The sequence below is a fragment of the Oceanisphaera ostreae genome (genome assembly GCF_042676125.1).
In the GTDB taxonomy this organism is placed as follows: domain Bacteria; phylum Pseudomonadota; class Gammaproteobacteria; order Enterobacterales; family Aeromonadaceae; genus Oceanimonas; species Oceanimonas ostreae.
Genome location: NZ_JBHTJS010000048.1, coordinates 1 through 15,967 on the forward strand (window position 1 = coordinate 1; position 15,967 = coordinate 15,967).

11 protein-coding genes are annotated in these 15,967 nt (G+C 55.5%); 3 read left to right on the forward strand and 8 right to left on the reverse strand.

What is annotated here, in order from left to right:
• Window positions 1-288: 288 nt before the first annotated feature.
• On the reverse strand, window positions 289-1,335 hold the full coding sequence (gene gbdR, locus ACFQ1C_RS12425; RefSeq protein ID WP_379558935.1) for a choline metabolism transcriptional regulator GbdR: 1,047 nt from the start codon (window positions 1,333-1,335) through the stop codon (window positions 289-291).
• A gap of 485 nt (window positions 1,336-1,820) precedes the next feature.
• Complete coding sequence (locus tag ACFQ1C_RS12430; RefSeq protein ID WP_379558936.1) at window positions 1,821-3,443, reverse strand: BCCT family transporter; 1,623 nt, start codon at window positions 3,441-3,443, stop codon at window positions 1,821-1,823.
• 281 nt (window positions 3,444-3,724) lie between these two features.
• Between ACFQ1C_RS12430 and ACFQ1C_RS12435 the strand changes: the two genes are divergently transcribed.
• The gene (locus tag ACFQ1C_RS12435) at window positions 3,725-3,973 is read left to right on the forward strand and encodes a hypothetical protein (protein ID WP_379558937.1); all 249 of its coding nucleotides are present in this window, start codon (window positions 3,725-3,727) and stop codon (window positions 3,971-3,973) included.
• A 460-nt stretch (window positions 3,974-4,433) separates the two neighbouring features.
• On the opposite strand, the gene ACFQ1C_RS12440 is transcribed toward ACFQ1C_RS12435, so the two are convergent.
• A complete protein-coding gene (locus tag ACFQ1C_RS12440; protein ID WP_379558938.1) occupies window positions 4,434-5,708 on the reverse strand; it encodes an aromatic ring-hydroxylating oxygenase subunit alpha in 1,275 nt (424 codons plus the stop codon).
• Window positions 5,709-5,999: 291 nt separating this feature from the next.
• On the opposite strand from ACFQ1C_RS12440, the gene ACFQ1C_RS12445 reads away from it, so the two are divergent.
• A complete protein-coding gene (locus ACFQ1C_RS12445; RefSeq protein ID WP_379558939.1) occupies window positions 6,000-7,106 on the forward strand; it encodes an FAD-binding oxidoreductase in 1,107 nt (368 codons plus the stop codon).
• Window positions 7,107-7,339: 233 nt separating this feature from the next.
• On the opposite strand, the gene ACFQ1C_RS12450 is transcribed toward ACFQ1C_RS12445, so the two are convergent.
• Window positions 7,340-8,506 (reverse strand): BCCT family transporter, encoded by a 1,167-nt coding sequence (locus ACFQ1C_RS12450; protein WP_379558940.1) that lies wholly within the window; start codon window positions 8,504-8,506, stop codon window positions 7,340-7,342.
• Window positions 8,507-9,186: 680 nt separating this feature from the next.
• Here ACFQ1C_RS12450 and ACFQ1C_RS12455 point away from each other — a divergent pair.
• Window positions 9,187-9,450, forward strand: a complete 264-nt coding sequence (locus ACFQ1C_RS12455) for a hypothetical protein (protein ID WP_379558941.1) — start codon at window positions 9,187-9,189, stop codon at window positions 9,448-9,450.
• Between the two features lie 90 nt (window positions 9,451-9,540).
• Here the strand turns inward: ACFQ1C_RS12455 and fdhF are convergent, their stop codons facing one another.
• The 4 genes from fdhF to fdhA form a co-directional block, all read right to left on the reverse strand.
• Entirely contained in the window at window positions 9,541-12,405 is a 2,865-nt protein-coding gene (gene fdhF, locus ACFQ1C_RS12460; RefSeq protein WP_379558942.1) for a formate dehydrogenase subunit alpha, read from the reverse strand.
• A gap of 3 nt (window positions 12,406-12,408) precedes the next feature.
• Window positions 12,409-13,956: a formate dehydrogenase beta subunit gene (locus tag ACFQ1C_RS12465; protein ID WP_379558943.1), complete on the reverse strand. Its 1,548-nt coding sequence runs from the start codon at window positions 13,954-13,956 to the stop codon at window positions 12,409-12,411.
• Window positions 13,956-14,447, reverse strand: coding sequence for a formate dehydrogenase subunit gamma (locus tag ACFQ1C_RS12470; protein WP_379558944.1), 492 nt, complete (start codon window positions 14,445-14,447; stop codon window positions 13,956-13,958). Before ACFQ1C_RS12470 ends, ACFQ1C_RS12465 begins: the two co-directional genes overlap by 1 nt.
• A gap of 155 nt (window positions 14,448-14,602) precedes the next feature.
• On the reverse strand, window positions 14,603-15,802 hold the full coding sequence (gene fdhA, locus ACFQ1C_RS12475) for a formaldehyde dehydrogenase, glutathione-independent (RefSeq protein ID WP_449290069.1): 1,200 nt from the start codon (window positions 15,800-15,802) through the stop codon (window positions 14,603-14,605).
• Window positions 15,803-15,967 lie beyond the last annotated feature (165 nt).

Here is a 15,967-nt window from a genome sequence, read left to right on the forward strand (position 1 = left end):
AAACGAGTCTGAACGATTGTTTTGGAAAAACTCTAAAACCGTGGCCACTTTTACTTGACCACTACACGTAGGCGGGGACGGGAGCCCAGTGACCTTGGCAAGCCAGCAACCATTATCGAGAATGGTGCTCCCTGCTCTGGAGCCCCGTCCCCGCCTTCGCGAGGATGACGGCAAAAATACAGTGCGATTCCGCAGGCGCTTTACAGTTTCAACAAAAGAGGTCATGGGTTCACGACTTGGCAGGCATAGAAAAGGCTCCTTCAGGAGCCTTTAAAAGAAAGGGGAAAGTTACAGTGTTACCGAGGCAAAGGTGGGTTCGCTCTTGGCCGAATCCAGCTGAATATGCATAAGCAAGTCGGTTAGCACTGGGGCGAGCGGCTTAGGAGCAGAGCGACTACAGCGATCATCCCGCGGTGGCATACCGAAATTTTCTCGGTAACATTTACTAAAATGGGGAGTAGACACAAATCCGCAAGCGGTGGCGATGTCGATAATGGACAGTGAAGTTTGGCGCAACAGCTGTCGGGCTCGTTTCAACCGCAGGTTGAGGTAGTAACGGGACGGTGAGCATTTTACATGCCGCTGAAACAATCGCTCGACCTGACGCCGAGACAAAGCCACATAACAGGCCAGCTCGTCTAGGGTAAGTGGCTCTTCCAGATTGGCTTCCATCAGCGCCACCACTTCGGCCAGCTTGGGCTGGGCCGTGCCCACCATATGGCGCAGCGGCACTCGCTGCTCTTCTTGCCCTTCACGAATACGCTCACACAGAAACATGTCGCAAATGGCGATGCTCAGGGCGCTAGAATGCTCCTTCTCGATCAGGTGTAGCATCATGTCCATTGGCACGGTACCGCCGCTGCTGGTCAGGCGATCTCGGTCGATACAATAGAGAGCATTACTGGTTTCCAGTTGAGGAAAGGCTTCTTTAAACGAGGCCATGTATTCCCAATGCAGGGTACAGCGATAACCGGTTAAAACACCCGCATCGGCCAGCAGATAACTGCCGGTACAGACGGCTCCGAGCTTGATACGACGCTTGGCCAGCTGCTGCACCCAGATACGCAAAGCTCGGCTGCGAGCATTAACCACCCCAACCCCCCCGCAGAGAATCACCATGTCCAGTTTACCGCAATCCTGAATGCTGTGATCTGGGGTGACCAGTATCTGGTCGCTGGCCCGTACCGGTGCTCCAGTTTCGGTCAGCATTACCCATTCATAGAGGGGCTGACCCGACAGTTGATTAGCCATGCGCAGCGGCTCGATGGCAGAGGCAAGAGAAATCATGGTGAAGTTATCTATTAGTAGGAAACCGACTCGTTGTGTTTGACTCATTTCACTTGCTCCTGATCCCTGGACAACTGCAGCCGGGGTTCCTGTTGATACAACGCCGGCCCGATAACGATATGTAAACATTTACGCTACAAATAATCACATATGCGAAACATATACTACAAATGAAATTTAAGAAACCCGATAACTGCTAATTTTTCGTGACCCAGTGATAAATTGTAATCAACCGCTGTTAACTCCGTTATTACAGTTGATTTTAAAAACTCATCTAAATCCTATAAATCACTATAAAAAACTTAAAATACAAAAACTTAAAGTTAAATACTTAATGAAAGACCTGCTTTTCCCTTCCCCCCCAAAAAACATATAAATAGTTATCTATTAACAGACAGGTAGGTAAGACGAGCTGGCGCAGAGCCAGAGGGGGCTGCCATCTGCAAAAACACACGAAAAAAGGGGAAGGCTTTCGCCGACCCCCATGTGTTTCGCTTAAAAATCACAGTAAACATTTTAATAAAAAGTGACCGTCAAGATGCCGGCGGCACCTTTACCGGCGAGTCTATGGTGACCGGTACGTCGACCGTCACCGGCTGCGTGACGGGCACCTCCTCGTGCAGGGCTCGGTACAAACCCCACATCATGATCAGGATAACGAATGAAAAGGGAAAAGCCGCAATGATGGCCGCCGTCTGCAGCGCCTTAAGACCCCCGGCCAGCATCAGTATGGACGCCACCGCCGCCACCGCCATACTCCACAGCACCCGCTGAAATCGCGGCGGATGTTCGTTACCCAGAGAGAGTATGGTGGTTACCACCAGAGTGCCAGAGTCCGCTGAAGTGATGAAATACAACGCCACCAGCACTGTCGCCAATATCGAGGCTAAAGTACCCATAACGCCGCCATCCAGCAAAGACAGGGTCGTATACAGAGCCGAAGTAACATTCTCATCTACGGCGGTGACAATACCCGCCTGACCCACGGCCGCTATCACTTCTCCGGCTGCATTGGTCACCGTATGATTTAGCTCCAGATAAAGGGCGGTACTACCGAACATGGTCAGCCAGAGCATACCCAGCAGGGTCGGCACCAGTAGCACGCCACAGATAAATTCGCGCACGGTACGCCCCTTGGATATACGGGCGATAAACATGCCGACGAAGGGTGACCAAGACATCCACCAGGCCCAATAGAACACCGTCCACCAAGACTGCCACTGGCTGTCTTTGCTGGCATCGGTCCACGTGCTAAGAGCCACCACATGGGTCAGGTAATCACCGATGCCCTGCACATAGCTAAGCAACAGATAACGGGTGGGGCCATAGCACAACAGGAATAACAGGATGGCGGCGGTAAACCACATGTTAATCACCGACAGCCATTTCACTCCCCGGCCCAACCCGGACAACACCGACAGGGTCGCAATCAGAGAAATCACCACTATTAGGATCAATTGGTTGCTGGTGCTGACTTCCAGCCCGAAGAGATCGTTCATGCCGGTGTTGATCTGGGTAACCCCAAGACCGAGAGAGGTCGCCACCCCGAAAATGGTGCCGAATACCGCCAGAGTATCCACCGTGTGCCCCATCCAGCCGTAGATACGTTGGCCAATCAGCGGATAGAGCGCAGAGCGGATGGTCAGTGGCAACCCCTTGCGGTAGGAGAAATAGGCAAGAGTCAGCCCCACCACCACATAAATAGCCCATGGATGTAGGCCCCAGTGAAAGAAGGTCAACCGCATGGCTACTTCGGCCGCTTCCGGCGTCATGCCTTCGCCAATGAAGGGGTTACTCTGAAAATGGTAAATAGGCTCGGCAATAGACCAGAACACTAAACCGATGCCCATACCTGCGCTGAACAGCATGGCAAACCAGGAAAACAGGCTGTATTCCGGGCGGGAGTCATCGTCTCCCAAGCGCAAGCTGCCAAACCGGCTGAAGGCCAATACCACACAGAACACCAGCATCAACGCCAAAATGGCAATGTAATACCATTTGAAATTGTTGATGAGATATCCCGATACGCTGTCAAACAGGGTGGCTGCCGCATCGGGTAATAAGGCACCTCCCACCACAAACAAGGTAACGATAATCAAGGAACTGATCGTCGCCGCCGGGCTCATTCCTTTCAAAAGTCCATCTTTGGCTAACATAGGACAAGGTCTCCGTCGGGTTAATAAACATCTAACGGCAGCAAGGGCCTAAGATCCTGAAGGCCCTGCTTCCGGTGCAGAGTTTGCCCATAACGGCGAAAGCCGTCGTTATGGGCAAAAACCGGCCTCTATAACAACAGCTATCCCCCCAGTACAGCTTTCTCAATACGACACCCTGTTATGTTTATGCGCCCTATCACCCAGTGACTATCCAAAAAGCGACACCAGTACCTTGATCTGTTGCGAGCTAAAATATGACCGCATAGGCTATGGTGATATGCATGAACCAGAGAGAAAATACCATGATGATTACCGAGCTGATCGATCAGGACGATTTACGTGCCCAGTTGCAGATATGGGGGCTTGAGGATACAAAGCAGCTGTCGCTGGCGGAGTGCAGTAACAGACTGAGCGAGGCACTGTCAGGCCCAAATAGGGAGGTCTGGCAGGAGCGGCTGGCTTCTTTGCTGGTCAAGCGGGATCTGTTGCATCCAGAGGTACAAGCCATTCTGGACGCCTGCATGAAATGAGCGCCGCTTGCGCGAGCATAACGGGCGAGAAACCACGGAAAAGGTCACTGGGCTCCCGCCTTCGCGGGAGTGACGAAGCAAGGCACGGGAGTGACGGGCGAGAAACCACGGCAAAGGTCACTGGGCTCCCGCCTGCGCGGGAGTGACGAAGAAGGCGGGAGTGACGAAGCAAGGCTCGGAGTGACCAGGAATAAGAAGGCACTGTGTTTGCCGTCATCCTCGCGAAGTCGGGGATCCAGGACAAGAAGCACAGCTCTCGATAACGATATTATTCTGCAGAGAAAGAAGGCTAAGGCGGCAAGAACGAACTGGGCACTGGGCTCTCGTCCCCGCCTACGCGAGGATGACGTTCCTTCGCGGGAATGACGAAGAAGACGGGAGTGACGAAGGGAGGCACTGGCATGACGTAGAACGTCAGCGGACATGACGAGGGGAGCCGTCTGCTCCCCTCCTACCACTGTTACTCGGATAACTCGACGCGCAGGGTCTGACCACCAGCGTGGTCAATAAAGGTCTCTGCGTACCAGTCGACAAAATTCACCACCCCGAATTCATAGGTGGGTGAATAAGGGCCTGGCTCGTAGGCGAGGGAATTGATGCCGCGCTGGTTATTTTCGGCCAGGGTTCTGTCCTGAGCATTGGTGGCATCCCACACGCGGCGCAGCTTTTCCACGTTGTAGTCGACTCCTTCCACCGCGTCTTTGTGTACCACCCACTTGGTGATCACCTTGGTCTTCTGCGGACCCAGCGGCACTACCTGGAAGGTAACCAGATGATCGCTCTGGCCATGATTCCAGGAATTAGGCAGATGTAAAATACGCAGCGAGCCCAGCTCTCGGTTTTTTACCCGGCCCAATGTCTTCTCGCAGGCTTGGCTGCCGTCTATGGTCATGGCCATCTTGCCTTCGGCCAACGGCATCCGCACCATGCGGTTACGCAGTCCGAACGATACATGGTGATGGGGTATATTCTCCGCATCCCACTGCTCGCCCATACGTGCCACATGAGCCTTGAAGCTGTCGGTAGCTCGAGGATCCGTGGTGTCATCAAATTCCAACAGGGTATTGAGCAATTCGGGATGAGAGCCGTTGCAGTGGTAACACTCGCGGTTGTTCTCGAGCACCAGCTTCCAGTTGGCATCCTCGATAATTTCGGACTGTACCGCCACCTTGGCGTTTTCCAGATCATAAGGTTCAAGATAACGCTCCAGCTCAGCCAGAAAATCATCTATCTCGGGCGGATTGTCGGCCAGGCTAATGAAGATATAACCGCCGCCAATCTTGGTGTGCACCTTCTTTAGCGGAAAGTCGGCCTTGTTGAAGCTCTCTCCCATGTCATTGCCGGCATAAAGCAGATTGCCGTCTAGCTCATAGGTCCACTGGTGGTAAGGGCAGACCAGCTTGGCGACCTTGCCTTTTTTCTCGGTACAAAGCCGTGAGCCTCGGTGGCGACAGACATTATGAAACGCCTGAACTCCCTGCTTGTTGCGCACTATGGTAATGGGGTTGTTGCCCACTTCCAGGGTCATGAAGTTACCTTCTTTGGGGATCTCGCAGGTCAGGCCAACAAAAAGCCATTCTTTGCAATAGATCTGCTCCATGTCGGCGGTAAAGACCTCGGGGCTGCTATAAAACGCCTGCGGGAGTGAATACCCGGGACGACGCTGCTGCAACATCTGCACTGCATCACCCAAGCTGGGGGCTGTGCCTAACAATGCGGTGTTGATCTGCTCCATGTGTGCTTCCTTTGCTATTGAGATTGAACAGTGCGTCCCTGCCACCAAAGCTGGAACCCTATCGTTAACTTCATTCTCACCAAGATCATCCCCAAATGGTTGTCTGAAAGCGACCCTCCTATAGATGGTTTCCGACCTATCTGTCGCCGCCCCGCCCAATATGCACCGACTTATATTTAAAAATGGGGCTGGCAGATCACAGCATGTCGCTTTTGAGCAACTACCAACGGCCGAAGTGCACAAGAATGCCGTATGTAAGGACAATCAGGCTAAGCCAGTCGGAGAACCGCGATGAATCAGGATTTTATCTCACCCATTAATACCCAGACATGGAGTAACGGACGCCATCCGGTGCGTTGCGTCAGAGTCATACAGGAAACCTGGGATGTCAGGACTTTCTGTTTTACGGCAGAGAGCCCGCTGCTGTTTTTCTTCAAGCCCGGTCAATTTGTTACCCTGGAACTGGAAATAGCAGGACAAATGGTGATGCGCAGCTACACCATCGCTTCTGCTCCTTCCGTGCCCTACAGCTTTTCTATTACCGTCAAGCGGGTACCCGGTGGCGAGGTATCCAATTGGCTGCACGACAATCTCAATGAAGGAGATGCGCTGGCGGTGCATGGTCCGGTCGGCAACTTCAACTGTATCGACTTCCCCAATGACAAGGTGTTGCTGCTCTCCGGCGGCGTCGGCATCACCCCGGTGATGTCCATGGCCCGCTGGTGGTTCGACACCAATGCCGACGTGGACATCCACTTCGTGCACAGCGCCCGCACGCCCAAGGATCTGGTGTTCTACCGAGAACTGCAGCACATGGACTCCCGGCTGAACAATATTCACCTCAGCCTGATCTGTGAACGTACCGACATTGGCGAAACTTGGAGCGGCTTCAAGGGTTACCTTAACGGCTCCATGCTCGCGCTAATCGCCCCAGACTTCATGGAACGGGAAGTGTTCTGCTGTGGGCCCACCCCTTACATGCGTGCAGTACGCACCTTGTTGGAAAACAGCGGTTTTCCGATGGAGCGCTACCATGAGGAAAGCTTCGGCGCCACTCCGGACGACGTTGCAGATGATGTTGAAGAGCAAGTTCGAGAAGCGGTCGAGCAGGCCGAAGAACTGGAGCGTACAGAAGACCGATTGACCGTATCGTTCCAGAACAGCGATTTACAGGTAGATATTATGCCGGGCGAAACCCTGCACAGCGCCGCAGCTCAAGTAGGACTGCATATTCCCAAGGCCTGTGGTATGGGGATCTGCGGTACCTGCAAGGTGCACCTGATAAAAGGCGAAGTCACCATGGATCATAACGGCGGCATTACAGATGAAGACATCGCTGACGGTTATGTACTGAGCTGCTGCAGCGTGCCTCAGGGCAATGTGGAAGTTGCGTTTTAATCCGATCAGGCGAAGATGTTGAGTTAATGCGTTATTGAAGGTCGGTCCACTTTTGCTGGTCTGGGCGTATTGCCTAGGCCAGCTTTTTTATGGACTCTACTCGGTGAGTGATGACTCGATATTTTAGTTAAGATGCGGGAACGACGCATATGCCGTCACCCTCGCGAAGACGAAGGTAAAGGCCGCCATTTGGCGGCCTGTTTCAGATGGGAATATCGCGACAAGTGTGGCGATTAAGCCTTGTCGGTGGCAGCGTTCAATGAAGAAGACTGCTGCCCCAAGTCACCGAGCTGGCGACGACGACGCCAAAGCAGCAAGGTAATCGAAGCATAGAGACCTATCACCACCAGCCCTACCCATTCTATCTTCAGCGGCGTGAACTGAAACAACAGCACCAAGCCGAACATCAGCGTCCAGTTAAAAGCCACATAGCGCACCGGCCCCAGCTTTTCCGCTTCGATTCGCAGATTGGTGGTATAGAGACGGATCAGCGAGTCCAGAGAGTTGATAACGAAGATAACGCCGACTACCACCATCGCCATGTTCAGCACCCCATTGATGGCGAGACTCTGTTCAAAGTGCAGATAGAGCACCGAAAACCAGATGCCGATGGGAATGGACGGCACCACTAACATGGAGATAAATAGCTGCCAAGCTTTGAGTCCGCCGGAGAAACGAGCCACGAACTGACCAATCATGATGCTCCACGAGAACCACCAGAACAGGTAAAAGGCGTGGTAGTCGGTAATGGGCGTCACAAATTCATGAATATTGACAAAATATCCACCAATGCCGGCCACAGTGCTGCCAAACTCCTGCACATCCGCTCCGGTATTCAGCCACATGGCGGCAATCAGGGCGATAAACAGCCAAGTAGAGGCCACACTTAGCAATTTCACATAGCGCACATCCGAGCTGGACCAGACCGCCGCCAGTACTACCAGTGCCACCAAGCCGTAGGTCATGGCCGGCGTTATGCCTTCGATATAAGTGGGCAGATAGCTGAGAAACAAGAAGCCGGTGAAGGCGCAGGTGCCGATGATCACCATGTTATTGACAATCTTGACCAGGGGCAGCTCGAACAGTCGGACTCTGGGCTCGATTAGCACAAAGTAAAAGGTGGTCAGAAAATAAAAGCCCCATACCAAAAAGCCCCAAAAGCCGAACTCGATGGCAAGGGGATTGGTGAACCCGTATTCGGCTTCGCTGGCATAAACCGGAAACTCGGTCAGCGGAAACATGATCAGGCCCACGTCTAGGCCCGAGGTAAACAAGATGGCGATAAAAGTGAACAAGGAGGTAGGCATATCGCCCTTGCAACGCAGATTCCCGTAGCGCAGCAGGATCACCGCCGTCGCCAGCAGGGTAAACATAATAGCAACAGATAACAGCACTTCCATGAGTAACATCCTCTTGTGTCGATTCCATGATACATCGTTAATTTAGCTTGTATCTTCCATTGGTCTTTCTGGTCTATGTACTCCGTTGCGAACATGATCCGGCTTGCCTGGCGGCAGCCACCGAACATTGATTGAACGATCAATTAATATAACTTTAGATAACATAGCCCAACTTACAGGCACTGGATGCGCCCTTTTCTTACCCAGATGCGACATTTAAAAGGCTAACTGCGAGCCGAAGGATTCATGTGGGGATGATACCTGTGCGAGGATGACGTTCCTTCTCGGAAATGACACTCGTTTTGTCGTCACCCTCACGAAGGCGGGGGTCCAGTGTCTTTGCAGGAGAAGCGCAGGTTGAAAAATTTGCGCCACAGGCCCTGGATTCCCGCCTTCGCGAGAATGACGAAAGGGAGAGCGAGAATGACGATCCTTCTCGGGAATGACATTCGTTTTGTCGTCACCCTCGCGAAGGCGGGGGGCCAGTGTCTTTGCAGGAGAAGCGCAGGCTGACAAATCTGCGCCACAGGCCCTGGATTCCCGCCTTCGCGAGAATGACGAGTGGGAACGAAAATTCACGGCAAAGGATGCTGGGTTCCCATCCCCACCTACGCGAGGATGACGTTCCTTCGCGGGAATGACACTCGTTTTGTCGTCACCCTCGCGAAGGCGGGGGTCCAGTGTCTTTGCAGGAGAAGCGCAGGCTGAAAAATCTGCGCCACAGGCCCTGGATTTCCGCCTTCGCGGGAATGACGAAAGGGAGCGCGAGGATGATGTTCCTTCGCGAGAATGACACTCGTTTTGTCGTCACCCTCGCGAAGGCGGGGTCCAGTGTCTTTGCAGGAGAAGCGCAGGCTGAAAAATTTGCGCCACAGGCCCTGGATTCCCGCCTGCGCGGGAATGACGAAAGGGAGCGCGAGGATGATGTTCCTACACGAGAATGACGAAATAATTGGCGAAATCACGGCATAAAAAAGGGGCGGCTGTCTGGCAGCCGCCCCTATACTGATGTCCGTTCACACTATAACGGAGACTTACCGACTGCCCTGCTCACTCCCGGCCTCAAGGTGGTCCAGCTGCTCGCGGGTAAAGGCATAGAACTTCTGCTGCCAGTTAGACAGGGCATTGGCATCTGTGCCCAGAACCTGCACCGCCGTCACCTTGTATTCCGGACAGTTAGTGGCCCAGTCGGAATTGTCGGTGGTGATCACGTTGGCACCGCTGTGCGGGAAGTGGAAGGTGGTATACACCACCCCCGGTTGCATGCGCTTGCTCAACTTGGCCTTCAGCACCGTATTGCCGGTACGGCTAGCGATGGTCACCGGCTGACCGTCCGCAATCTGCCGTAACTGGGCGTCATGCGGGTGGATTTCCAGCTCGTCCTCGCTGTGCCAGACGTTGTTGTCGGTGCGCCGGGTTTGGGCCCCCACGTTGTACTGACTGAGAATACGGCCCGTGGTCAGCAGCAACGGATAGCTTTCCGACACCTTCTCTGTGGTAGGGATAAACTCGGTCACCACCATGCGGCCCAGGCCGATGGGGAAGCTGTCGCCGTGCATGATCGGCATCCCTTCTGGGTGCTCGTCGTTGCAGGGCCACTGTATGCTGCCCAGCTCGTCCAGCTTGTCGAAACTGACGTTGGTGAACGAGGGCGTCAGGCTGGCAATTTCATCCATGATCTCGGAAGGATGATCGTAGTGCATCGGGTAGCCAAGGGCATTGGCCAGTGCCATGGTGACTTCCCAGTCTTCCTTGCCCGCCAGTGGCGGCATCACCTTGCGCACCCGGTTGATGCGGCGCTCGGCGTTGGTGAAGGTGCCGTTCTTTTCCAAAAAGGTGGAGCCGGGCAAAATCACATGAGCGAACTTGGCGGTCTCGTTAAGGAAGAGATCCTGCACAATCAGCAGCTCCAGTGAGCGCAGCGCCGCCTCCACATGATGAGTGTTGGGATCCGACTGGGCGATGTCTTCACCCTGCACATACATGGCCTTGAATTCACCGGCAATGGCGGCATCGAACATGTGGGGAATACGCAGCCCCGGCTCGGCGTCCAGGCTGACGCCCCACGCCGCCTCAAACCGGCCACGGATCTGGTCGTTGTTAACCGGCTGATAACCGGGTAGTTCGTGGGGGAAAGAACCCATGTCGCAAGAGCCCTGCACGTTGTTCTGGCCCCGCAACGGGTTAACCCCAACCCCAGGCCGGCCGATGTTGCCAGTGGCCATGGCCAGGTTGGCGATGCCCATCACCATGGTCGAACCCTGACTGTGCTCGGTCACGCCCAGACCATAATAGATGGCACCATTGCCGGCGTTAGCATACTGACGCGCGGCTCGGCGAAGAGCCTCGGCCGGCACGCCGATCACGTCCGCCATTTGCTCGGGAGCATGACGCTCTTCGGCAACAAATTCGCGCCAGGCGCGGTAATCTTCCGGCTCACAGCGCTCGGCCACAAAGGCTTCGTCTTCCAGCCCTTCGGTGACGATGACGTGTGCTAGGGCGTTGATCAGGGCCACGTTGGTTCCGGGTAATAGAGGCAGGTGAATCCCTTCTCCAGCATGGGGAGTGTCTAGCAAATCAATCTCACGAGGGTCGGCTACGATCAGGCTGGCCCCTTCGCGCAGACGTTTGCGCATCATAGAGCCGAATACTGGGTGGGCGTCGGTGGGGTTGGCGCCAATCACCATGATGCAATCGGCTTCCATCACAGAATCGAAGTCCTGGGTGCCCGCCGACTCGCCTAGGGTCATCTTCAGGCCATAGCCGGTGGGGCTGTGGCAGACCCGGGCACAGGTGTCGGTGTTATTGTTGCCCAGCGCCGCACGGATCAGCTTCTGCACCAGATAGGTTTCTTCGTTGGTGCAACGGGACGAGGTAATACCGCCCACGCTCTTGCGACCATACTTCTCCTGCACCTCGCGCAAACGGCGAGCGGAAAAGGCGATGGCTTCTTCCCAGCTGACTTCGTTCCAGGGCTCGTCGATAGATTCCCGGATCATCGGTTTGGTCAGTCGGTCTTTGTGAGTGGCATAGCCGAAGGCGAAGCGGCCCTTGACGCAGGAATGGCCATGGTTGGCGCTGCCGCCCTTCCAAGGGGTCATGCGAATAACCTGAGTGCCTTTCATTTCCGCCTTGAACGAGCAGCCCACGCCACAATAGGCGCAGGTGGTGATCACGCTGTGCTCGGGCTGACCATGATCGATAACCGACTTTTCCATCAGCGTCGAGGTCGGGCAGGCCTGCACGCAGGCGCCGCAGGATACGCAGTCCGATTCAACGAAATTGGTGTTCTTGCCGGCGGAGACCTTGGAGTCGAACCCCCGGCCTTCGATGGTCAGGGCGAAAGTGCCCTGCACTTCGCCGCAGGCCCGCACACAACGGGAGCAGGCGATGCACTTGCTGGGGTCGAAGCTGAAATAGGGGTTGCTCTCGTCCTTGGCCGCATCCAGGTGGTTCTCGCCGTCGAAGCCGTAACGCACTTCGCGCAGGCCCACGGCGCCAGCCATGTCTTGCAGTTCGCAGTCACCGTTGGCCGGGCAGGTCAGGCAGTCGAGAGGGTGATCGGAGATATACAGCTCCATCACATTGCGCCGCAGTTTGGCCAACGCCTGGGTCTGACTGAGTACCACCATTCCCGGCTCGACCGGCGTGGTGCAGGAGGCGGGATAACCACGCCGCCCTTCAATTTCTACCGTGCACAACCGGCAGGAGCCAAAGGCTTCCATGTTGTCGGTGGCACACAGTTTGGGAATATTGATGTCTGCCCGAGCGGCGGCGTGCATCACGGAAGTGCCTTCGGGCACTGTGATGTCAACACCGTCTATGTTCAGGGTGACCAGGTTTTCCGACAGCCGGGCTGGCGTCCCGTAATCCTTCTCGGGATAAAAATGTTCAATCATCTTTTACGCCCCCTTCGAGTCGTTGAAATCTTCGGGAAAATACTGGAGTGCGCTCTGCACCGGGAACGGCGTCATGCCGCCCATGGCGCACAGGGAACCCTGAATCATGGTCTCGCACAGGTCTTCCAGCAGTTCGATATTAGCGGCTCTGTTATCGTTGGCGATGATTTTGTCGATCACCTCGACGCCGCGCACCGAGCCAATCCGGCAGGGGGTACACTTGCCGCAGGACTCTGCGACGCAAAACTCCATCGAGAATCGCGCCTGCTCGGCCATGTTGACCGTGTCGTCAAACACCACCACGCCCCCGTGACCAAGCACGGCGCCGATTTTGGTGAAGGACTCGTAATCCAGCAGCACATCAAACTGCTCCGGCGACAGATAGGCACCTAACGGGCCGCCCACCTGCACCGCGCGTACCGGTCTGCCGCTGCGTGTACCGCCGCCAAATTCATAAATCAAATCATGCAGACGCTGGCCGAACGCCAGTTCGACCAAGCCGCCCCGCTCTAGGTTACCGGCCAGCTGAAACGGCAGTGTGCCCTTGGAGCGCTCATAACCGTAACTGGCGTAATGGTCGGCGCCTTCGCTGAGGATGGCGGGAATAGCGGCTAAAGAGAGCACATTGTTGACCACGGTCGGCTGACCAAACAGGCCGACAATGGCCGGCAGCGGTGGCTTGGCTCGCACCACGCCGCGCTTGCCTTCGAGACTTTCCAGCAACGAGGTTTCTTCGCCGCAGATGTAGGCGCCGGCGCCCAGTCGCACTTCCAGATCGAAACGGCGGCCACTGCCGGCGACATTATCGCCCAGCATGCCGGCGACGTAGGCCCGCTCGATGGCGACATTCAACAATTCATGGGCCAGCGGGTATTCTTCCCGCAGGTAGATGTAGCCCTGGGTCGCGCCCACCGCCAGGCCGCTGATGCTCATGCCTTCAATCAGCATGTAGGGATCGGATTCCATCACCATGCGATCGGCAAACGAGCCCGAGTCTCCTTCATCGGCATTGCAGACGATGTATTTCTGTTCACCCGGCGCATCCAGCACGGTCTGCCACTTGATACCGGTGGGAAAGGCCGCCCCGCCTCGGCCACGCAGGCCGGACTCTTTCACGTAGTCGACCAGCTCCTGAGGCGACAGCGTCACCGCTTTTTCCAGGCCTTTGAAACCGTCCAGCTCTCGGTAGTCGTCCAGCGACACCGGATCCGTGATGCCGATACGCGAGAAAGTCACTCGCTGCTGATTTTTCAGATAGGGGATCTGGTCGGTCAGGCCCAGAGCCAGCGGATGTTTGACGGCACCGCGCTCAAAGCCGGCGTCGAACAGGGAGGCCACGTCGTCCAGCTCGACCGGACCAAAGGCATAGCGACCTTCATCGGTGGCTATCTCCACCAGCGGCTCCAGCCAGAACAGGCCCCGAGAGCCATTACGGATCAATTCAATATCCATGCCGCGCCGTTCGGCTTCACGCCGGATCAGGGTAGCTACCTCGTCAGCACCCAACGACAGGGCGGTGGTTTCATAGGGAACATAAACTCGCAGCGTCATTATTTCAGCTCCAGTTTAAAGGTGGTCAGCTCGTCTACCAGACGATCGAATTTGGCCGGATTCATGCGCCCCTTAATCTTGTCCCCCACTCTGATGGAAGGGCCGGTGGCGCAGTTGCCCAGGCAATAGACCGCCTTGAGGCTGATATCCTGATTCGGGGTGGTCTGGTCGAAGCCGATGTTCAGCGTTTCCCGCACATGGCGTTCGAACTCACGGCCTCCCTGGGCCTGACAAGCTTCGGCCCGACAGACCTCGACCACATGCCGGCCTGGCTTTTCGCTGCGAAAGAAATGATAGAAGCTGATCACACCGTGCACATCGGCCGCGGTGCTACGTAAATGGGTTGCTATCACCGCGATGGCGGTATCGGGAATATAGCCGAACTGGTCCTGAATTCGATGCAGGATGGGCAACAGCGCGCCGGGTTTGTGTTTTTTCGACGTCACTATCTCTTCGATAGTGTCTAGAACGCCTGCTTGAGTCTCATCCATATCATCAACCTTGTAAAAACGGTCATGGCGGTTGGTCTGTAGCAATCACCATGAACAGTACTGTCCTGCCGGCCGCTCCTGGCCGGGTATATTTTTTCAACCAAAACATGCCCTCCACCGCAAGATGGAAGGCATGAACCAGTCAACTCTATCCTTTATGCCGGCACCATGCCATGGGGGTCAATCACAAACTTCTTCGATACCCCACCGTCAAAGTCGGCGTAGCCCTGAACGGCCTGATCCAGTGTAATCACCTGCACGTTGACTGCATCGGCGATTTTTATCTTGTCGAACAAAATCGCCTGCATCAGGGGTCTGTGATACTTCATCACCGGACACTGACCGGTATGGAAGGAATGCGACTTGGCCCAGCCCAGTCCAAAGCGCATGCTTAGGGCTCCTTGGCGGGCAGCCTCGTCCATGGCACCCGGATCTTCGGTCACATACAGGCCGGGAATACCAATCTGGCCGCCGGCACGAGTCAGAGCCATGGCCGAGTTCAGCACGGCTGCCGGCTGCTCTTTGCCATGATCACAGCCGCAACCGTGGGCTTCGAAGCCGACACAGTCGACGAAAGCATCCACTTCGCGCTCGCCCAGGATCTGTTCAATCTTGTCTTCCATCGACCCTTCTTCGCGCAGATCTATGGTTTCGCAGCCGAAGCTGCGGGCCTGTGCCAGACGCTCCGAGATCATGTCACCGACGATGACGCAGGCCGCCCCCAGCAACTGGGCTGCTGCGGCAGCGGCCAGACCGACCGGGCCGGCACCGGCGATATAGACGGTGGAGCCGGGGCCCACGCCGGCGGTAACGCAACCGTGGAAGCCGGTGGGTAAAATGTCGGACAACAGGGTCAGGTCGCGTATTTTTTCCATTGCCTGATCCGAGTCCGGAAACTTGAGCAGGTTAAAGTCTGCATAAGGCACCATCACATACTCGGACTGGCCACCGACCCAGCCACCCATGTCTACATAACCGTAGGCGGCGCCAGGACGAGCCGGGTTGACGTTCAGGCAGATACCGGTCTTGCCTTCTTTACAGCTACGGCAACGGCCACAAGCGATGTTGAACGGCACAGATACGATATCGCCCACTTTGAGGAACTCGACATCACGGCCGCATTCAATGATTTGCCCGGTGATTTCGTGGCCCAGCACCAGACCGGCTTCGGCGGTGGTTCGCCCGCGCACCATATGCTGGTCACTGCCACAGATGTTGGTCGATACCACCTTGAGGATCACCCCGTGATGACAGGCTCGATTACCGATGGCCAGCTCGGGGAAGGCAATGGCTTGCACCTCGACCTTGCCCGGACCGGTATAGACAACACCTCTGTTTCCATGAATTGCGCACATAAATCAGCATCCTTTTGCTTAACGGGAGTCAACGCCGGCACTTGGTCCGGTCGTTATAAAACCGCAACAGGCAGCCATATCGGTACCTCTGCTCGGGTAACGACAGTAAACATCCGTTACACTCTGGCAGCATTGCTGATTAAGACACCCACATGCCAAAACGAG